Annotated in this window: 13 protein-coding genes; 7 read left to right on the plus strand and 6 right to left on the minus strand. The window is 48.8% G+C overall.

Annotated features, from left to right (window positions below; all coding sequences use genetic code 11):
* The first annotated feature begins 2 nt into the window (after positions 1-2).
* Together NE637_RS10025 and NE637_RS10030 are read left to right on the plus strand one after the other, a co-directional pair.
* Entirely contained in the window at positions 3-1634 is a 1632-nt protein-coding gene (locus NE637_RS10025) for a cobaltochelatase CobT-related protein (protein WP_256267725.1), read from the plus strand.
* Between the two features lie 250 nt (positions 1635-1884).
* Positions 1885-2046 (plus strand): hypothetical protein, encoded by a 162-nt coding sequence (locus NE637_RS10030; protein WP_256267726.1) that lies wholly within the window; start codon positions 1885-1887, stop codon positions 2044-2046.
* Between the two features lie 255 nt (positions 2047-2301).
* Here NE637_RS10030 and NE637_RS10035 read toward each other — a convergent pair whose 3' ends face one another.
* Entirely contained in the window at positions 2302-3522 is a 1221-nt protein-coding gene (locus NE637_RS10035) for a tyrosine-type recombinase/integrase (protein WP_256267727.1), read from the minus strand.
* Positions 3523-4041: 519 nt separating this feature from the next.
* On the opposite strand from NE637_RS10035, the gene NE637_RS10040 reads away from it, so the two are divergent.
* The 4 genes from NE637_RS10040 to NE637_RS10055 are packed head-to-tail and all read left to right on the plus strand — an operon-like array spanning position 4042 to position 8622.
* The gene (locus NE637_RS10040) at positions 4042-5154 is read left to right on the plus strand and encodes an FAD-dependent oxidoreductase (RefSeq protein ID WP_227119202.1); all 1113 of its coding nucleotides are present in this window, start codon (positions 4042-4044) and stop codon (positions 5152-5154) included.
* A complete protein-coding gene (locus NE637_RS10045) occupies positions 5142-6350 on the plus strand; it encodes an HD domain-containing protein (protein ID WP_227119201.1) in 1209 nt (402 codons plus the stop codon). Before NE637_RS10040 ends, NE637_RS10045 begins: the two co-directional genes overlap by 13 nt.
* Positions 6322-7527, plus strand: a complete 1206-nt coding sequence (locus NE637_RS10050) for a DNA methyltransferase (RefSeq protein ID WP_227119200.1) — start codon at positions 6322-6324, stop codon at positions 7525-7527. The genes NE637_RS10045 and NE637_RS10050 overlap by 29 nt, the downstream gene beginning before the upstream one ends.
* Positions 7528-8622, plus strand: a complete 1095-nt coding sequence (locus NE637_RS10055) for a dCTP deaminase/dUTPase family protein (RefSeq protein ID WP_227119199.1) — start codon at positions 7528-7530, stop codon at positions 8620-8622.
* A 226-nt stretch (positions 8623-8848) separates the two neighbouring features.
* Here NE637_RS10055 and NE637_RS10060 read toward each other — a convergent pair whose 3' ends face one another.
* The 4 genes from NE637_RS10060 to NE637_RS10075 form a co-directional block, all read right to left on the minus strand.
* Complete coding sequence (locus tag NE637_RS10060; protein WP_227119198.1) at positions 8849-9670, minus strand: hypothetical protein; 822 nt, start codon at positions 9668-9670, stop codon at positions 8849-8851.
* Between the two features lie 41 nt (positions 9671-9711).
* On the minus strand, positions 9712-10812 hold the full coding sequence (locus tag NE637_RS10065) for a linear amide C-N hydrolase (RefSeq protein ID WP_227119197.1): 1101 nt from the start codon (positions 10810-10812) through the stop codon (positions 9712-9714).
* 147 nt (positions 10813-10959) lie between these two features.
* The gene (locus tag NE637_RS10070) at positions 10960-13155 is read right to left on the minus strand and encodes a tetratricopeptide repeat protein (RefSeq protein ID WP_227119196.1); all 2196 of its coding nucleotides are present in this window, start codon (positions 13153-13155) and stop codon (positions 10960-10962) included.
* Positions 13156-13157: 2 nt separating this feature from the next.
* On the minus strand, positions 13158-14840 hold the full coding sequence (locus tag NE637_RS10075) for a sulfatase-like hydrolase/transferase (protein WP_215647343.1): 1683 nt from the start codon (positions 14838-14840) through the stop codon (positions 13158-13160).
* A gap of 763 nt (positions 14841-15603) precedes the next feature.
* Between NE637_RS10075 and NE637_RS10080 the strand changes: the two genes are divergently transcribed.
* Positions 15604-18264, plus strand: a complete 2661-nt coding sequence (locus tag NE637_RS10080) for a bifunctional diguanylate cyclase/phosphodiesterase (RefSeq protein ID WP_192113851.1) — start codon at positions 15604-15606, stop codon at positions 18262-18264.
* On the opposite strand, the gene NE637_RS10085 is transcribed toward NE637_RS10080, so the two are convergent.
* On the minus strand, positions 18248-19477 hold the full coding sequence (locus tag NE637_RS10085; protein ID WP_215647345.1) for a GGDEF domain-containing protein: 1230 nt from the start codon (positions 19475-19477) through the stop codon (positions 18248-18250). The genes NE637_RS10080 and NE637_RS10085 overlap by 17 nt on opposite strands.
* Between the last annotated feature and the right edge of the window lie 166 nt (positions 19478-19643).

A 19643-nucleotide genomic window follows, 5' to 3' on the forward strand; every position in this document is an offset into this window, starting at 1 on the left:
CCATGGTACGCACAAAAGACGTTCTCAACTGCCTGCCCCTGCTGGCGTCCATCCTTGGCGACCGCTATGGTGTGCAGGTATGTATTGGCGGCAAGGAAGCCTGCACCAACGGTAAAGTTATCCATCTGCCATCGTTGCCCATTGATTGTGAGCCGGAATTATTGGCTCTGGCGAGGTCGTTTGTGGATCATGAATCCGGCCATATTCGACACACTGATTTTAGCGTGCTGAAAGCTGAAAACCTTGATCCTGTGACCTTCAACCTCTTCAATTGCCTTGAGGACTGGCGCGTTGAAAAAATGCTGTCAGGCATTTTCCCCGGCTGCCGGAGGAACCTGAACTGGTTGATACGACGATTCTTTGTAGAGCAAGCACAGCCAAGGGCCGGGGACGATTCCCCGGCCCTTGCTGTTTTGGACTATGTGCTGTTGACGGTGCGGGCCTGGGATGTGGAAGAAGTAAACTCGGCACGCCAAAACGCTGCGATCATTATGGAGCAGCACTTCCCCGGATTGAAAGAGGCTTTGGATGCCATTTTGGTTAAGGTTTACATCCATTGCCCGGATACAAAGGCAGCGGTTGAATACGCGAGGCAGATCGCCCAGTGCATCCGGCAGTGGGAACCGCCTCAGCCAATGGCAACCAACAAGTATACGGAAAAAAACGATCAAGGCGACATGCCACAGCCGACAAGGGAGACCAATGATTCTACTTCACAAATAGACCAACAATCTTGGCCTGTTCAACCGTCGAGTGCTTTGAGTGATTTACCGCTCAAAGCTCTTTTTCATGCGGAGGCGCAGGATCTACCCCAGCAACTCGGCGAAATCTTGGCGATTGAACTTACCAATAATAGTGTCGAAGCTGCCGGTGACGCTCTTAACGTCGCGGTAGAAGGCACACGACCAGCAACACCCTTGCCAGCTAATCAGAAGCTGCAAGCGTTACAGGCCAGCATTGCGCTGCGTATACGCCTTCAGGGCTTTCTGCAGGCGCAAACGCAAAGGCGATGCAGTATTGGGCGCAAGGGCACACTGCACGCCAATTCGCTACATCGCCTGCAGACTGGCAATGCTCGTGTTTTCCAAAAAGAATCTGAGCAGCAAGGGCTAAACACTGCTGTCCATATCCTGCTGGACGTAAGCGGCAGCATGGCTGGTGCACCGATTAACCTTGCCAAGCGGGCCTGCTTTGCAGTGGCAACTGCGATGAGCCATCTCCGTGGGGTGAACCCAGCGGTAACTGCCTTTCCCGCAGTCACGGCAACCAATTCCATATTCCCCATTATGCGGCACGGACAGATGGTGCCAGACCTATTCGACATTCGGGCTTCTGGCGGAACCCCCTTGGCTGGGGCCTTGTGGTGGGTTTTGCAAACCATGCTGCCCCTCAAAGAACAGCGCAGGATGATCCTGATTATCACTGACGGCATGCCGGACAACCCGCTTGCTGCAAACAATGCCATAGGGGTGGCGCAAAAACTTGGTTTTGAAGTTTACGGCCTGGGCATACGGGATGAGCACATCACGTACCTGCTGCCACACAACAGCAGAGTGGTCAACGATTTGCCCGATCTGGTGCCTGCCATGTTTGCCCTGCTGCAGGTAGCCTTGCTCAAAGGTGGTGCAATATGATGGTCCCTATCGATTTCAGACCTTGGTACCGAACGGGGGTATTCCGTTTCTTTACGCTTAACAAAAAGCGGCGTATCCCGCGCTGCTAAAAATGAAGGAGGGCATATGAACCCACTGGCTTGGATACCAGTAGCCATCGCCGTATTGCAGGTCATCAAAGACAACTGGGACGACTAGCCCACAAGGCTGGCATGCGGAGGGCGGGAATTCCCCGCCTTCTGTCATTTCGTATGAACAAAAGGAGTAAAATATGAGTGGTAAATGGACGTTTATAGGCGGCATACTGGCTGGCATCGCAGGAGTATTCACTGCGGCGGCAATTTCTGTGGAACTGGAAGGCCGAAGAAACGACAGATGCGATACCGTGGGTGAACCGGAAAGGCTGGCCTTGCCTGAAAGCGAAGCCAGGTAGAGGACTACAGGTTAATTGCAGGGCAGGAACCCCAAATGGTTCCCGCCCTGGTTACAGACATTTCAATGTTCTCATATTTAAACAGGAGCGTTTGCAAATGCTGACAAAAAATGATTACGGTTGCAACGTTCCCTTTTCCACTTCCATGCACACACGAAGGGCGTCATTCATAGCTGGTTGTAAGCCATTATCCGGTGTAGCTTGGACATAGTGTAACTACAATTTTGCATATATCAATAAATGAGTGAGGTACGCCTACTCAGCGGTCTTTTTGAAGGGCAGAACTTTGCCGCCGCTGAAATCCTTCTGAATTTGCGCTGCTGTTTCAGCGGCGGCAATGGCGACGGGATTATCTGCAAGATGAGCATAACGTGCTGTTGTCGCCGCTTGGGTATGTCCAAGGATGGCCCCGATAACTGGCAGACTCTTGCCTGAGCATGCGGCATAACTTGCATAGGCATGGCGTAAATCATGAATTCGCCAGCCCGTAAGTCGGGCAGTTTCGAGAAGTCGTCGCCATGTATCTTTGACGTTTACAATGTGCCCAGTTCCTCTCCTGCCCGGAAAACAGTATTCATTAATGCGAGGAAGCGAGGCCAACACAGCTTGCGCAGGAGGAGGGAGGTGGAGCGCCTTTGCACCTGTCTTTGAGTCTGGAAGGTTGGCAATTCCCCTGTCATTGTCGATATAGACCCATTTGAGGGTAAGCACTTCCATGCACCGCGCACCCGTGAAAAGCATTACCTTAAGGGCGGCGGCAATTGTGGGGTCAAAAGCCGTTATCTTGCCCGTTTTAGGGTCTGCATAGCCCTGAGCTTCCATTACGAGGAAAGCATTCCCCAATGCTTCCAGTTCCTCCCGCCCCATGAAGACCTTGCGTTTTTTCTCTTCATACTTCTCAAGGCCAATAACTGGGTTGCTTCCACGATCCCGATACCCGTTTTTTTCGCACCAGCCAAAAAACTTTGATAGCAGAGCCGCCATTCTATTCGCCTGGTACGGAGTGTCTTTCATAGCGTAGTGAAGAGATGCAACGTGTCGATACTGGACCGCTGCAACCTTAATGTTTCCTATGGCAGGGGAAATATACTGCATTGCTATTCGGTGGTATGCAGCAGATGTGCTATTTTTTACTTTTGTGTCATGCTGTTCAAAAAAAGATGTAAAAGCTACTTTTACTGTTGGTGCAATTTTGTCCTCATTTACCAGTTCTGCAGGATCTTCTCCAAGCGCAACTTGAGCGGCTCTCTGCTTGGCAATGTTGCGAGCCTGCTCAACTGACATCGTTGGAAATGTTCCGAGACGGAGCCACCTTTTTGTGGCCGCCCGCCCCTTTCCAGCCCTGTATACCATATAAAAAGATTTATCGCCAGAGGCTCCAATCCGTACAGCAAAGCCTGTTACATCTTTATCAAAAACGGCATACCGTTTTCCTGTGACTTGCAGTGCCTCAATGTTTTTTTTGGTCAGCTTCATTTTCGGGTATCTCCTGCTGGATTTTTTGGGCTACCACCGGGCTACCACGCGAAAAGAAAACTACGGAAAATTCCTGCGACACAATGGCATACTAACTAGCTGAATTTTCATAATAGTGCAACACGATGAAAAACAAAGAAAATAAAACCGCACGACTGTTAATCACTAGGTTGGCGGTTCAAGTCCGTCTCGGGGAGCCAAAAGAAAGCAAGCCTTTGCGAGAAATCGCAAAGGCTTTTTTCGTTTGACGGCCAGAAGATCAGACTCACTTTAATGAATTTGCAAAAAAAACAAAAAATTATTAAAAAAAATGGTAGTAAAAAAATGTAGAGGAATAATCATAGCAAAATTTAAAAATAGCCTTAAAATCAGCTTTTCTGCTTAATCAACTTCTAAAAATCATAAGTTCTCGTCGGAGTGTCCGCCTCCAGACGCTATAAGATCGACAATTCAGATAAAAACATACTATCTAGGCATAAATTATATCATAATAAAGCAATAAAAAATCGTGAGTACAAGATGAATAGCATTCCATTTCAAAAAAATTGCAAGGTTGTGATAATTGGAGCAGGACTTGCAGGTTTAAGTTGTGCTTCAAAACTAATAGATAGTAACGTCAATTGCATAGTAGTAGAAAAAAATTCTCCAGGTGGTTTTTTAAATATCGGAGGAGTAAAAATATCTCTTCTGCCTGCAGGAGCTGCCACAGCAAATATTATTGGCTTTAACAACTACGTTTCATATCAAAAAAAATTTTTTGAAACAATAAAACCTTATTTAACACACGTAAGCAATAAAAAAATTGATTATCTTGGGATACATAAAGTAAAAACATATGATTCATTTTTGCTAAATAATCATCAAAATTACACCTCAACACTACTACATAAAATAAAAGCAATTTATCACGAAGAAATTGTTAACATAAAAAAGGTGAATAATTTTTACATATTAAATTTAAAAAATGGTGGTATTATTAAATGTGAAGCCGTTGTTATTGCAACAGGAAGGGATGCGAGTCTTGTTGAATATTTAAAACAACTAGGCCAAATATATCTCTATGAAAACAATGCTATCGTTGGGTGCAGAGCAGTATTTAATGCTAAAGAATCAAACAAGATTTACAAACAACAACTTGATTACAAAATTAAGAGCGATTGCGGGTTCCAGACATACTGCTTCAACTATAAAGGTGATTTGCATTGGTATAAATACAACGACAAAGACGTTGTTTCTGGTATAATTAATAGAAACGCAGCAAACGGAAACATTATGATAGGAAAAAAAATTATTATCAATAATAATTTTTTGCAACTTTTAAATTCGCCCCAAATAATCACACAGGGACAGCTTGATTCATTTATAAGACAAACATGTCCGCAGATTATTGGCTTGTCAAATTTTGCGCAGGATGTTGAAGCAATACTCGGGACAAACTTTACATCTTATCATTTCCCAGCATTAGAGCAATTTTGGAATAAGCCGATTATAAAAAGTTCGTTCGAGTCAACAACTCTAAAAAACATATACTTTTGTGGAGATGCTTCCGGAGTATCCTTCGGGTTTACCCAATCTTTTGTAACAGGGCATTTTGTTGCGGATCAACTTTTGAGGTCAACATGCAATTCTTAGACTGCCTCTACGGGAATATTCAGCTAGATATTAATAGAGAATTATTATCTCTACCAGAAGTACAAAGACTACGAGAAGTCCGCTTATGCAATATTAATTCTCCATACTTAACAGGTGGCTCCAATATAAATAGATTTGAGCATGCCATAGGTACCTGCTTTTTGGCTCAAGAATTTAGCAAGCATAATAGAATTGCTGAAAATGAAAAACAGCACTTTATGATTGCATCTCTATTGCATGACATAGTCACTCCTCCATTTGCACACTCACTTGAGTATTTATTTGAAAATTTTGGAATAAAAAATTATGAACACGCAAACATTCACACGCTGCTTTCCGGGAGCACCATAACACAAGATAGAGCTTTTTTTGTTGGCTTGAAATCAAAAATAAAAAAATCTTTAGTCAAATTTGATGTAGCTAAAATTCTTAAAATAATTAATGGTGAAGATGCACTATCCAACATTCTTTCTGCGGACATTGATATTGACAATATAGATAACGTATTCAGATTTGCATACCATTTAGGTTTAAACTTTAACAAAAACACACCACTCGCCATCGCGACATCATTGCGATATATAAATCGTGTTCTACATCTTACTCCCCAAACAATACCTTTGGTTACAGAGTGGTTTAATATTCGACAGGAGCTATATAGACTACTTCTAGAAAATAATGGGGAGTTTGCAGCTAAGGCCTTGCTAGAAAGAATATTCATCGACCTCATAGAAGTTGGGTCGTTAGGTGCCACCGACTGGATTAAAACAGATTATGAGCTAGTTGAATTTATACTTAAAGACTCGCGGACTCCTAATGATACCAAAAAAACTCTCCAGAATTTAATGACAATGAACCTTCCTAAATATTCTCTAATTCTACACTCTGATGACATACTCGAATTTAATAAGATTGCAAAAAGTAAAGTTAAATTTATTAACGAAATCCATATCAACTATCGAGTTTTTATTCACTTCATTTCAGATATAAATAAAACCTGCCGCCCGATTAAGGCTTACGATACTGAAAATAATACTTTTCTCCAGATTGGAAAAAAAAGGGATCGGCTTTTGATTGGGCTATTTTCTGACGAGAAACAGCACTTTGACACAATACGAAAACATCTAGCAAATCAATTTGACATTAAGACTTCAGAGGTTGTAAGCCGTGACAAAACCCAACTTTCCCTCATCTAAAACACTAGAAATACTGAATGAAATTGATTGGGACTCCTTTGATAAAACTCACGATCAAGACTCGCTGGGCATCTTGCATTGGTACCCAGCAACTTTCATCTCTAACATCCCATCAAATCTTATTGAACTTTTTTCATCAGAAGGTGACCTTGTCTGGGATCCATTTTGTGGATCAGGATGCGCTGGAGTAGAGGCAATTAAGAGAAATAGAAATTTTGTCGGAAACGACATCAATTATATTGCATGCAAAATTTCACGCGCCAAATTGACACTTATTGCGCGGCTTGAGAATGTTATAGAGGCCAACAAACAAATACAAAAAAACTTAATAGAATTTTTATTTTCACATTCAGATTCAAATGATAAAGAAATTTATCAAAAAAATTCTATACTTAATGGAGAGTCGATTAACGAGCTTGCTTCATGGTATAATAATTATACATTAAAAAGACTATTACTTTTGCACTCTTTTGTTTTCTCGCTCTCTTTTTCAGAAGAAATAAACAATTATTTTGAAGTTATTTTTTTGACAGTAGCACGAATATCTAATGCTCAACAAAAAACTTGGGGGCATATCGCCGACAATGTAAAACCCAAGTTAATTGACATTCAAAATCGGGGCAACGTTGATCCCATTAAATTATTCCTGGATCGTTCTGCGCGTGTAATCGAAAAAGCCAAAAAAATTGCTCACTCTGGAAAACTTGGTGCTTTTGATGTTTTTGAGAACCATACCGCGCAGATATCATTAACCAAGAAGGCAGATATAGTTATAACATCCCCCCCGTACCCATGGATGTGTGACTACATTACATCACAGCGCCTTTCGTTTTACTGGACAAATAATTCTCAAGAAAAAATTGATCAAATAAAAAAGCTCGAAATAGGAGCCAGATTTGCACGGAAGTCATCTGCTAGGTCAGAGTTATATATAAAAAATATGAGTACATCTTTTTTTAATATTAAGCAAAATATGAAAGATAAAGCCACCCTCTGTCTTGTCTATCCAATATGTGAAAAAGGTTCACTTCGCGAAAAAACGCTAAGTTCTGTCGAAGACTCATTAAAAACACTGTTTACATTTCAGATGTCAACAACAAGAAACCTTGAAAAATATAAAAGGTCTTCCCCTTTTTCATCTATGAATTCTGAAAAAATTACTATTTGGAGAAATTAAATGAACGTATCATTGTATTTTTCAAATGAGCTTTCTACAAACAGCAACGCAACGGCTTTTATGGCTGACGGTTCTGCCTATGTGCTTAAGGACACCGACTTAGTTGAGTCGACATCAGAGTATAGAGTCCTGATCTTAAATTTTTTGTCTGAAAAACTACAAAATGTGACAGATTACCGTTCATCTAAACAATTTGATGCTTTTGCATTTATGGATGAAAGCATAACACAAAACGATTTGATAGCGTTATCTAATGTTTTTGAGGAAATTATATTACGGCCAGGTGTACTCCAAAAAAGACAAATACAAATTCTTCTTAAATTTCATATTTTGCTTTATAATCCGTCCATTCGCAACATAAAGCCAGCCAAATACCAGCTTGAAATTTCTAACGAGTACTATCTCCCAACAAACAGTGGGGGAGAAACAATCAGCTCTAATAATATCCCCATTAACCCTCTTAGCTTCGTAATTGTAAAGGCGGTTGAAATTTGCAACTTCCCCAAAAATATATGTGGCATATTTGACTTGCGGGTTAGCCTTTTTTGCCAAGGAATTATTTTATCTAACGGTGTACAGGTTGATCCTGGCTATCGCGGTGTACTACTAAGTTTACTTTTCAATTCAAGTTCATCAGTCCGCTATCTAAAGTCGAAAGAAAATTTTTCTCATCTGATGTTTTTAGCAACTTCAATTTGCAAAGGAGATGCTTATGATGGTCCATACATGGATTCAACCGAAATTCCCGCATACATGCCTCCTCTTACCCCCTCTGGATTTTCATATGAAGAGTTTAAAAAATCTTTGACTCATGTGTCTAACCTTGACAGCAAAGTTGATCATATTTCTGAAGATATTAAACCAATATTATCTGCAAATTTTGAAACTAGAATTGCTTCTCTTGAAACAAATTTACTTCCCAAGGTAACGCTCATCATCGCATCAGCAATTTCCATACTGGCATTAATAGTTACTATTATGGTTGGATCTCCAATTGCTAGCCACTTCTTCCGGCTTGAAAGTATTGATAAAAAATTTGACCTTATCGAACAATCAATAGAAAACATCAAGCAAAGCATTAATCAATCAAAGTAACCTTAAGGTTCATGCTTTTTTTGCAAAGATGAAGCACAATAAGCCATTTTTATCCACAACTCTTATGTGAGACTGACTACCAAATCACTATCATCAATCGACTGCCTTCCCGCACATCTTCAGCGCCATGTCCGCACGATGCCGACAAAAAAGCCGCCCCCGATCTTCAGCAAAAAATATCAGGGGCGGCTACCTTCCCTTCAGGCTGCGCCAGAAGAGCTTTTACCTAGAATGTCAGCGCCAGCCCCACAACCGGGCCATGTTGAACAGCGTTGACCTTGAAGTTATCCCTGCCGCTTCCGGATTCATAGTTCAGCCCAACAGCGCGATAGCCCAAGATGGCGGTGGCATTTTTCCAAAAATTATAACCTACTACACCCATGGCGTCCCACGTGTTGGTTGAGGCAGCCCCAAAGCCGCCCACCCCGCCACGCAAGTCCATGAACCAGTGTTTATCCAGATGGATAGTAGTTCGCGCGCCCACGATCGGGTCTACCCAGCTTCTGTATATGCGGCTGGAGGCTTCCAGTTGCTTGTATTCTGCGCTCAGGCCCATTTCCATAGTCCAGATTCTCACGCCGCCCAGAATGTCGAAACTTATCTTGCCGCCATTGTCGTTGAGCGGCACGGTGCCCAAGCGGTAAAAAGCCGCAACGTCAGACATTGTAGAAGTCATCTGCCCGTCAAGCGAAACACCTTTGCGCGAAGTCTGCTCGCCCATGCGGGCATAATTGACCTCGGCAATCAGGCCCACCGTATCCCGGTAGTACATTTCCATGTGGGCCATGGCAGCAAAGTTCAGGTACTTTTCCAGCTGTCCAAAGCTGTTGGATACATGGGTTTCATGCCCCCGCGCCCCCATGGTGCCGGTAAAGCCCGTAAGCCAGCCGTATGGAATCAGCACCAGCTTGAAGTCGCTTTGAGCGCTTTCATCCGCCTCTGCCGGGGCAGGCTCGGCAGCTCGAGCACCACAGACAGACGCGCACACCATAAAGACCAAGACTGACAAAGACAAAACCAGTGAGGCCGCACGCTGTTTTATATTCATAGTGCTTCCCTTTTGTGTACGTTACCAACGGCGGCATGTGTCTACGGGGCTGGCTTGGCCGAATCTGTCACGTCCTTGTAATCAGGCTGGGTCATTATGGGAATGACTTTAGGCCCTGAGGCATTTGACAGGGCCTTGAGCACATCGACCATTGACCAGTTTTTATTGTAGTAGGTGCGAAAGTAGTAGCGCAGCCGTTCGGTGTCACCCACCACAGACCAGATGGTCATGTCATACTTGTCGCCCTCGGGGGTTTTCTGGCGCACAGCCCCCTTGGGGATATCGGCGTTATCAATAAGCGTCATGGCCAGATTCACGCCTGCATCGGGGCCGCTGACAGGCAGGGCGGTCTGCGTCAGCGCCACAAAACGCACAAAACGGCTAGGAGGAGTGTAATCGCCGGGCAGGCCCAGCATGCCGGAGCCCTGCCCCGTGGGATAGATGGAGAAACCTTTCAGATCAAGTTTGGGTACGCCGTTGGCGGAGAGATTCACGTAGTTGGAAAGGTTGATGACCATCCAGTCAAAGGGCGGCGAATTGGTCATGACACCCAAGGGGTTGTCGTAAATATTAAGGCGGCCTTCCATGTATTCAATAACAATGCAATTCCCCCCGGCATCGTGTACCACGTAATGCATGGGCAGGCTGGTCGGCACGATTGAGGGCGCTTCACAAACTCGTATGTTTTTGAGGCCTTCGCGCACTTCTTCTACCGTGGCAAAACCGGAAAGCAGCCAGTTGGCCACTTCAAAATTGGCAATGGTCTTGGTTGAAAAGGCTGGATCATAGGGCTGATACCCGGCATACCCGGAAAAAAACAACATGCCAACCACCAGGCCTTTTTCATTCATGCCATCGCTGACCAGGGGCGGGCCGTAATCGCGCATGCCGACAAAACCATATTTTGAAGTCCACGTGGCACCCTCCTGCCTGCCATCGGGCAACGTGCCCCTCATGACAGTGCCCTTGGGCATCACGGCAACCTGCGGCTGGTCAGATGTGGAAAACTCCATTGTCCGGGCATAAAAAGCGTGCCCTTCCGTGGATTTCACCCTGAGGCTGGTACATGCCTGCGACGGCATAACCGCACCAAATGTGACCACCGCCACCAGAACCAACCCCAATAAGATTCTTGGTGCCATACCTTACCCACCTTGTTGATTGATCATCTTACATGGACAATTAGCCATCTCCACTTTTGAACTTCTCAAACCGTTAACGTCAAAATTACTGTTGTCTGCAAATACGGCAGCCGTCAATCTCACCCCGCAGCCAGGCCATACCGGCTCTCACTGCGCCTGCCTGGCAGAACTTTTTGCGCACGCGCTCTCAATATCGGAATCGCCGCTGATCTGTTGGACGGCTTGGGCATAACGCTGATTGCCGCCTTGCATTCCTGCGGCCTGACACAAAAACTCCAGCGCCTTTGCGCGGTCAGTTCTGGCAGCAAGGAGGCCAAGATTATAAGCGGCATCAGACATGGTCGGCGCAAGGCGCAAAGCTTTGAGCAGCATCTGCTCTGCCTCCGCCCTGAAACCTCGTTCTGCCAGTATCAGGCCAAGATTATAGGCAATGGCTGCATTGTCGGGATCAATCTCGTATGCTTTGCGCAAGGAGGCTTCCGCCCCGGCCATGCTGCCCAGACGGGCCAGAGCCATGGCGGAATTGACATGGGCGGCGCTGGCGTCCGGCCGCAGGCGCAAAGCGGCCTCATAGGCCGCAAGAGCCGCAGCAGGTTCGCCCGAGCGCAACAGGTAGTTGCCGCGATTATAACTGCCCGTCCAGTCATCGGCTCTGGCGGTAAAGGATTGCTCAAGTTCCAACCTGGCCCTGGCAACAACCTGTAAGAAGGATTCCGGAATATCCTGGCTCTGCACGCCAGCCAAGGCTTCGGCAGCCCGAACCCGCACGAGCCGGGATGGATCGGCGCAGGCTTTGGCAAGGGCGCTCACCGTAGCTGCCTCGCGATTTTCGGCCAGCGAGGCTGCGGCACTGGCGCGAACCAGCTCGAATTCATCGTTCAGGGTGGCGCGAACCACCGGCCACTTGGCGCTGTCCGGGCAGGCGCGCAGCAGGCGCAACATGGATGCGGCGTAGACAGCATCTCGCCCCGGCTCCGTCAGGGAGGCAAGCATGGCTGGCAATTGGCTGAAGTTACGCTGCCGCGCATCCAGAATATGCCGGGCGCGGGCCAGCACCGGGGCCTGATAGTCCCGGGGCCGCCATTGGCGCACAAGGGCATCTGCCCATGCGGCGTCCTTGTCCGGATGGCAACCAAGGCAGGCGTTTGGCGAACCAAAACTGGCAGTCGCGGCAGGCGTTGGCGGGCGCATGGAGTGGTCGCTCCGGCTCATGCGCGCAAAATCCGTCTTGGGCATGTGGCATGCAATACAACGGGAGCCGGGGCTTTCCGGCTTGTGCCTGGTGTGTTTGTCCAGCCCGGCTTCCTTGTCTTTATGGCAAGGCAGGCAGGCCTGATCCGGATCCTTGGCCTGACGGAAACGCCCGCTGGAAGTATGGCAAAAGATGCATTCCAGTTTGCCCGCACGCGCGCAGGGGGCAGACAGCCAAGAAGTGAAGGTGAAGTTTTCCCCCAGGTCGCGCCCGTCTGGATAGTAATCCTCATTTTCCAGCAGGATCAGATCAAAGTGGTCAAAAAAACGCTCGCCAGGGCGGAACGAATCCGTGATGGGCGACATTTTCGCATGGCACGAGGCGCAGGAATCGTCGCGCTGCTGGCGATCCAGATCTTTTTTTATACGGATGATTTTCAGATCCGTAGGCGGCTTTCCCTGTTGCGCGGCAAGGCAGACGTCATTGTGGGCCTGCGACGGCCCGTGGCATGTTTCGCAGTTGATGCCCGGTTCGCGCCATGTGGTGCTGTAGCTATCGGTTGCCGCATCATAATTGGTGACCAGTTGACTGACATGGCAGGCGTGGCAGGAGGTATTGAAGGTGTAGGCGCGGTCGCGCCAGTTGAGGCCTTCGCGCCCGCCAGCCCGAAAATGGGGGCTGCGCCGCGCCGTGCTGTCTGCAACCGCAAACCACTGGCGGTTACGCACGTCAAAAGCCAGAGGCAGGGTCTGCAAGCGCCCGCGCTCAAGCTTGGTAAGAAAATAATAAACGTTTTTGCCGCCAAGCACCTGCGCAATGGCGTAGTCGTGCTCGCCGTCCGGGCCAGTCTCACGCACAAAGCCCTGCCCTGGCCCGCAATAGGCGCGGTACACCCGCCCGCCGGATTCAATGCCTTTACCCTGCGGGGCTAGCTGCGCGCCAACCGTGGCATCTGAATACGGCTGCATGGCCAACCCGTGGCGGGATGTGGACCAGAGGGAATAAAATTTTTCGTGACAGCTCTTGCAGCTTTGCGAACCGGCAAATCCATCAGAGGCGTCTGCCGCAAGAGTCGCGTCCGGCCCGCAGACAAGGGCAAGCCCCAGCAAAAGGGCCTGCCCGCATCTGCATATATTCTCTGCTATTTTCAAGCCTAGTACCCTGGCAAACGGAAATTGGGCGGATACTTTTGCAACACGCCACGGTAGCGGCCAAATTCCGAATTAATGACATTCCCCACCGGTATGTGGCGAATACCAACGGAATCGTCTTCCTGCGGATTGGTATACAGGTTGAACATCACAAGGCCGCCGGTTTTTTCCACGATGCCGCCGGTAAAGCCGCCATTGTAGCCCTTGCGGGTGATCATGTCGGTGATCTGCACAGCCTTGTGCAGCTTGAATTCGTCAATGCGCACAGCCGCAAAGGTAGTGCCCAGCCAGTACAGGATGCTACGCCGGTTGGAATTGCCCTTGTCCGCCAGCAGGAAGGAAAGCTGGTCGATGCCGTCCACATAACGGTCTGGAGGCAGCAGCTTGGCAAGCTCTGCTCCGGGCTTGCCCGCAAGGGAAAGCGCAGTGGGAAGGATATCCGCCAGGTCAAAAAGACCTTCCGTCTTGCGGGGGGAGATCACGCCCTTGAAATAGGCAAACGTGGGCACGCGGGTGCCGCCTTCCCAGGTGGTGCCCTTGTATCCGCGGAACGGCGAACGGCCATAGGGCGAGACTTCGCCTTCCGGCCCGTTATCCGAGGTGAAAATGACCAGCGTATTGTCAATCTGGCCGGAATCTTCAAGGGCCTTCATCAGGCGGGCGAAGACATCGTCCATTTCCACCATACAGTCGGAATACGGTGTGCAGGCGCGGGATCTGCCCAGATACTTGTCGCTGGGATAGTTGTCAAAATGGCATCCGCGCGTGCCAAAATACAGAAAGAAAGGCTTGGGATTTTTTGCCTGAGCCTTGATGAAATTTTCGCCGTAGGTAGTCAGGTCGTCATCCAGATGCTTGATGCTGTCGAGATCAATAACCCGCAGATCCTTGCAGCCTTTTTCGCCTTTTTTGCACTGCACTTCGCTGTGGCTGAAGGGGGCGTTTTCAAACGCGGCAAATCTGGGGGGATTGAGGGCAATCTCTGGATTGGCATTGATGTCGCGCCATTCGGTGTATTCGTCAGAAACTGACAGAAATCCACGAAAATCGTCAAAGCCGACATTGTTGGGCAGGGAGCCTTCGTTTTCACCCATGTGCCACTTTCCTATGCCCTGGGTCACATAGCCCTGATCGGAAAGCAGTTTTGCAATGGTGATGGCCCCGTCCAGACCGCCCGCCTGCCCGTACATGGGCGGGTATTGCAGGCCGTGATGCACCGGCAGCTGCCCGGTCATTATGGTGGCGCGTGTTGGCGTGCAGCTTGGCTGCGAATACGCCGAGGTCATGATAAGCCCTTCGGAAGCGAACTTGTCCAGCGAGGGCGTATCGTTGCCCACGGCTATGCCGCCGCCGTTAAAGCCCACATCCATCCAGCCCACGTCATCAAGCACAAAAACCAGGATGTTGGGTTTTTTACCGAACTTTTTTTCCAGCGCAGCCAGTTTTTCCCGAACGGCCTTGTCCTGCTCCGGATGGGGGATGACAGGCTCCAGATTGTCGGCAATTTTAACGCTGGGGACAGTAAGATACTGGTCGGGGTGAGGATACCCCTTGGCCTGGACAGGGCCGGATGACGTGCCTCTGTCGTTTTGCGCAAGGGAGGTTCCTGAAACAAGCGCCATTGCCCCCAGCTGCATGAGGGTCAGGGCAGAACACAAACAGATAAAACGCAAAAACTTATCCATGCTTCCTCCGAACATCAGTGCTTAGCTGAAGATGTTCGAGAAATAGCATTGTAAATACGGCTTGACTAGATAAAAATATTGTTATTTCGCAATACTCATAACCACAACAATTCTATAAGCTTTATTTTTTCATCACATTAATGCGACATCATTTCAGTACAAAATTGTCGTACAAAGATGAAATTTAACACATTATTGCCACTAATATTTTCCTTTTTATATATCCTGTTCTAAATATTGTTTTTATGATTTTTATAAATCTCATAGATACATACTCCATTAACAACAAACTAACGGCACGATATATTAATAGAAATAAATTTTCATCATACATCACCTTTGTAAACCACAACTATAACCGCCAGAAAATAAAAAATATATGCATAGAACAATTAATGCATTATTCAACACCATATTTTCTATGCGCTGCAAAGACTGGCACGTGTATGGAGCACCTTTATCCATTTCCGACACAATAACCAGGTCAGCAGATATTTGATCAAGACCAGGCTGTACGCAGAGCAGCGACCGCCTTTGCGTACCTTAAATGTCGGCGCATATTTTTACTCTGCGGCCTCAACTAATAAAGAAACCCTACAATTTTAAATAGTTATGTTTTATCCAACTATTTTTATTCAAAAAACATACGGCATCATGTAAACTTGGTGCAACAGCGAGTATTTGGTGCTGCACCAGCACGGCAGGCGGGAGAATCGGCTTTCACTGGCACCCGGCTGAATTCCTTTCAAATGATGGTGAGATCATGCCCATAGCAGAGCAAAGCACCAGAGAGAAGAAAGGCGCGTTATGCAACTGCAACAGGCGCATGCTTGCCATCACGGCGGCGTCCCTTCTTTTTCTGCTGACGATCATCTGGTCGGCAACCCTGTGGGACATTGCGCGCTCAGAAAAAGAAGTTCAGTCTACCGTTGAAATTACCACGCGCACCCTGGCCCGCGCCCTGAGCGAGCACATGCTGTCCACAATCAAGCGCCTTGAGCTTGCCATCAAGGAACTGGATGCAGCATGGACTCCCGATCAAAATGATATCCGCACAGAAGCAGAGCGGCTGAAAAAAATTATCGGCGATCTTGCGCTGCAAATTTCCATAGTTGAACCCAACGGCCTTGTTGCCTATTCAACCCTGCCGCACATTGCGGGCATAAGCATAGCCGACAGAGAGCACTTCAGTGTGCACCTCACCCCGCCCTGGCGGGAAATTCATGTTGGCAAGCCGGTTTTGGGCCGCGTTTCCGGCAAATGGACCATCCAGTTTTCCAGCCCCATTGTCCGGCAAGACAAGCTTGTCGGCGTCATTGTTATTTCTGTTGAACCAGACTACTTTGCCTCATTTTTTCGCAGCCTGGGCCTTGACGTGCAAGATTCCATCGATGTCATCCGCTCGGACGGCACACTGCTTGTGCGCTCCACCGGCGATGGCCTCATCTACGGGCACATCATCAGCGGCACAGCCTATCTGAAAGCAAACTCCCCCATCAGCGGCAACTTCCGCCGCCCATCGCAAATTGACGGCATTGAACGAATATTCGGCTATTACAAACTTGGCCAGTATGGGCTGACCTTTGTGGTGGGCAGCGCTGTGGGCAACGCCTTTGCGCCCTTTGAACAGATACGCACCGCCACACTGTGCGCGGCAGCGCTGGTATCTGCCCTGCTGGTGGCTCTGGCCTTTCTTGCCTACGACAGCCTGCGCCGCCGAGATGAAGCCGAAAAACAGCTGGAACTTACGGGGCAGGTATTTGATTTCACAGGAGAGGCCATTTGCATAACAGACAGCGAAACAAATATTCTGGCCGTCAACGAATCATTCTGCCGCCTCACGGGTTTTTCGCAGCCGGAGATTATAGGCAAGACCCCGCGCGTGCTGGCCTCAGGCCGTCACGGGACGGAATTTTACAAACACATGTGGGATCAGCTGTTTTCCAACGGCTGGTGGGAAGGCGAAATCTGGAACAAGAAAAAGGACGGCACCTTTTACCTTGAGTGGTTGAACATCAAGGTAGTGCGCAACCTGCGCGGGGCCATAACCAACTATATCGGCGTGTTTGCCGACATAAAGAAAATTGCCGTAACCCAAAGGCGCATTGAGTTTCTGGCCACGCACGATGAACTGACGCAGTTGCCCAACCGCGCCGTGTTTTGCGACCGCCTGCAAAAAGCGCTGGATTGCTACCCGCCCACCAGTTGCCAGTTTGCTGTTGCCTTTATCGACATTGATGATTTTAAAATAGTCAATGATTCCATAGGGCATGCGGCGGGCGACAGCCTGCTTAAAGAAATGGCCCTCCGCCTTACCACCGCGGCTGGCGCGGATGCCGTTGTTTCACGCTTTGGCGGCGATGAATTTACCCTGCTGCTGGAAAATGTGGACGATGCCAAGGCGGCGGCCACTGCGCAGCGCATCATTGAATCTTTACGCCAGCCCATTTCTGTATGCGGCTTTGAAATATACGCCGGGGTCAGCATTGGCATAGCCGTGTACCCGCAGCACGGCAGCGACATAAGCACTCTTTTGCAAAATGCCGACATTGCCATGTACCATGCCAAGGGGCAGGGCAAAAATACTTTCAGCTTCTTTAATGACGAGTTGCAGATCAAGGCGGCCATCCAGCTTCAGATAGAAAGCGGATTGCCCCGCGCCATTACAGAAAATGAGCTGGTTTTGCACTACCAGCCCCAGGTGGAACTGGATTCCGGTCGCATAATCGGGCTTGAAGCCCTGGTGCGCTGGCAGCACCCCAATGACGGGCTGCTGTTCCCCGGCAAGTTCATTCCCCAGGCGGAAAAAACACGCCTTATCGACAAGCTGGGCGAATGGGTTGCCGACAGTGCCGCCGCGCAGATCGAGCAATGGCGCGCCGCAGGGCTCAACCCGCCCAAGGTTTCCATAAATATTTCACCATCGCAATTTTTGCGTGGCGCGGCCTTGCCCATGATTGAGCGTATCCTCAACAAATATTCCATCCCGCCGTATCTGCTTGCCATTGAGCTGACGGAAAGCGCCCTCATGACCGACCCCAAGGAGGCTCGCCGCGCTCTGGGCAAGTTCCGCGATATGGGGCTGGAAATTTCCATTGACGATTTTGGCACCGGCTTTTCTTCGCTGTCGTCCCTGCGCCACTACCCCATCAACAGGCTCAAGATCGATCAATCATTTGTGCGGGATCTGGACGAGGCCCCGGATGCCTGCGCCATCACGCAGACGGTTATTGATCTGGCAAAATATCTGGGCATAGCATCCATTGCGGAAGGCATTGAAAACGAAGGGCAGTTCACCAAAATCAAAATGATGGGCTGCAATATCGGGCAGGGATTCTTTTTCGCAAAAGCGCTTTCTGTGGAAGAACTGGAAAAAAGAGGATTCGTCAGCACCGGGCCAACAATTATCACACGCGACCAGTAGCCCCCTCCGCTCCGGCTGAGTGCATCACGATATTCTTTCCCTTGGCCTTTGCGGCGTACAGGGCGGCATCTGCCGCGCGCAGCAGCTCACGCCTGTTTTTCTTTCCCGCAGGTTCCAGCACCGCGACTCCGGCGCTCACGGTGACAACATTGCCGTGCCTGCCAGTGGCATGCTCAATGCCTATCTTTGCAAAGGCCTGCCGCACATCCTCCGCCAGCGCAAACGCCTCTGTAGCGCCCATGCCGGGCAGGATCAGGGCAAACTCCTCCCCGCCATAGCGGGCGGCTACATCCGTGGTGCGCCGGGCATGAGCCTGCAGAACCTGCGCCAGCTTGCGCAGGCACTCGTCGCCTTCCTGATGGCCGTACTGGTCATTGAAATTCTTGAAGTCGTCAACATCCAGAATCACAATCGCCATGCCAAGCCGCCCACGCACGGCCCGCTTCCATTCGCTCTCATACGCGGCATCAAACTTGCGCCGGTTGGCAAGGCTGGTGAGGGCGTCCGTCTCCGACATATCCTGAAGTTCTTCGTTGGCGACCCGCAGTTCCGCTTCCATTCTGGCAAATGTCATGGTGATGATGCTGAAAGTCAAAATTGAGGCAATGAACATTGCCATGAGCAACAGGGCCTTGGCCATGTCATCCGGCCCGGAGGGAAGGCACTGCACAGCGTTGAAGGCCTTGTATGCGCGCAGCACAAACACCGCCCCAAGAACAACAAACATCGCCGACAGCAGGGATTGCGTCGCATATCGTTTCCAGCCCTTGACCACATACGGTTCAAACCCGATGCGGAAAAACATGAAAGCCATGCCAAGGGAAAATACGGCAACCCTTGTGCAGGTGTCGAAATCAACAAACATATAGTAGGCTATTGCGGCTGAAATAACCGCAAAAACACCATAGTTCACTGCCATGCGACGCCTCGGCCTGACCCCTCCGTACAGCAACAGGCCACGGAACAGAAAAACCCCGGAGAGCAGCATCAGCACTCCGCCAATGTAGAGGGAAAGCAACAGATCAAAGGGACGGAAGTAGTTAAGAAACAGCCCTACAGACCAGCAAACCAGCCCGAGCGTCATACTCCCGAACCCAGGATAGGTTCGGCGGTACAGATACGTGTACACAAGCACGGAAGACAGCGAAAAATAGAGAGCCGCCACGAGAACTGCCATGGTGAAGGCATCAAAGTTGCTCAAAAGATCAATCATTGGCAACGATCCGTAACGGTTGGGAATAAGCCAAAAAAGGTCAGAATGCCCCAGAAACATTAAGCAAGATTAGCATGTTGATGCATACCTGAAAAGGCGCAATAACTTCCCCAGCCTGCCAGACAAGAGCACGCCTTTTGCACTACCGCCCCTTTCCGCTTGGTTG

The organism is Desulfovibrio desulfuricans (genome assembly GCF_024460775.1).
Taxonomy (GTDB): Bacteria; Desulfobacterota; Desulfovibrionia; order Desulfovibrionales; family Desulfovibrionaceae; genus Desulfovibrio; species Desulfovibrio desulfuricans_E.

What these genes read in the sequence shown, in the direction of transcription:
- NE637_RS10025 (WP_256267725.1), top strand. Translation starts at nt 3, where the DNA reads ATGGTACGCACAAAAGACGTTCTCAACTGCCTGCCCCTGCTGGCGTCC.
- NE637_RS10030 (WP_256267726.1), top strand. Translation starts at nt 1,885, where the DNA reads ATGAGTGGTAAATGGACGTTTATAGGCGGCATACTGGCTGGCATCGCA.
- NE637_RS10035 (WP_256267727.1), bottom strand. Translation starts at nt 3,522, where the DNA reads ATGAAGCTGACCAAAAAAAACATTGAGGCACTGCAAGTCACAGGAAAA.
- NE637_RS10040 (WP_227119202.1), top strand. Translation starts at nt 4,042, where the DNA reads ATGAATAGCATTCCATTTCAAAAAAATTGCAAGGTTGTGATAATTGGA.
- NE637_RS10045 (WP_227119201.1), top strand. Translation starts at nt 5,142, where the DNA reads ATGCAATTCTTAGACTGCCTCTACGGGAATATTCAGCTAGATATTAAT.
- NE637_RS10055 (WP_227119199.1), top strand. Translation starts at nt 7,528, where the DNA reads ATGAACGTATCATTGTATTTTTCAAATGAGCTTTCTACAAACAGCAAC.
- NE637_RS10060 (WP_227119198.1), bottom strand. Translation starts at nt 9,670, where the DNA reads ATGAATATAAAACAGCGTGCGGCCTCACTGGTTTTGTCTTTGTCAGTC.
- NE637_RS10065 (WP_227119197.1), bottom strand. Translation starts at nt 10,812, where the DNA reads ATGGCACCAAGAATCTTATTGGGGTTGGTTCTGGTGGCGGTGGTCACA.
- NE637_RS10075 (WP_215647343.1), bottom strand. Translation starts at nt 14,840, where the DNA reads ATGGATAAGTTTTTGCGTTTTATCTGTTTGTGTTCTGCCCTGACCCTC.
- NE637_RS10080 (WP_192113851.1), top strand. Translation starts at nt 15,604, where the DNA reads ATGCCCATAGCAGAGCAAAGCACCAGAGAGAAGAAAGGCGCGTTATGC.
- NE637_RS10085 (WP_215647345.1), bottom strand. Translation starts at nt 19,477, where the DNA reads ATGATTGATCTTTTGAGCAACTTTGATGCCTTCACCATGGCAGTTCTC.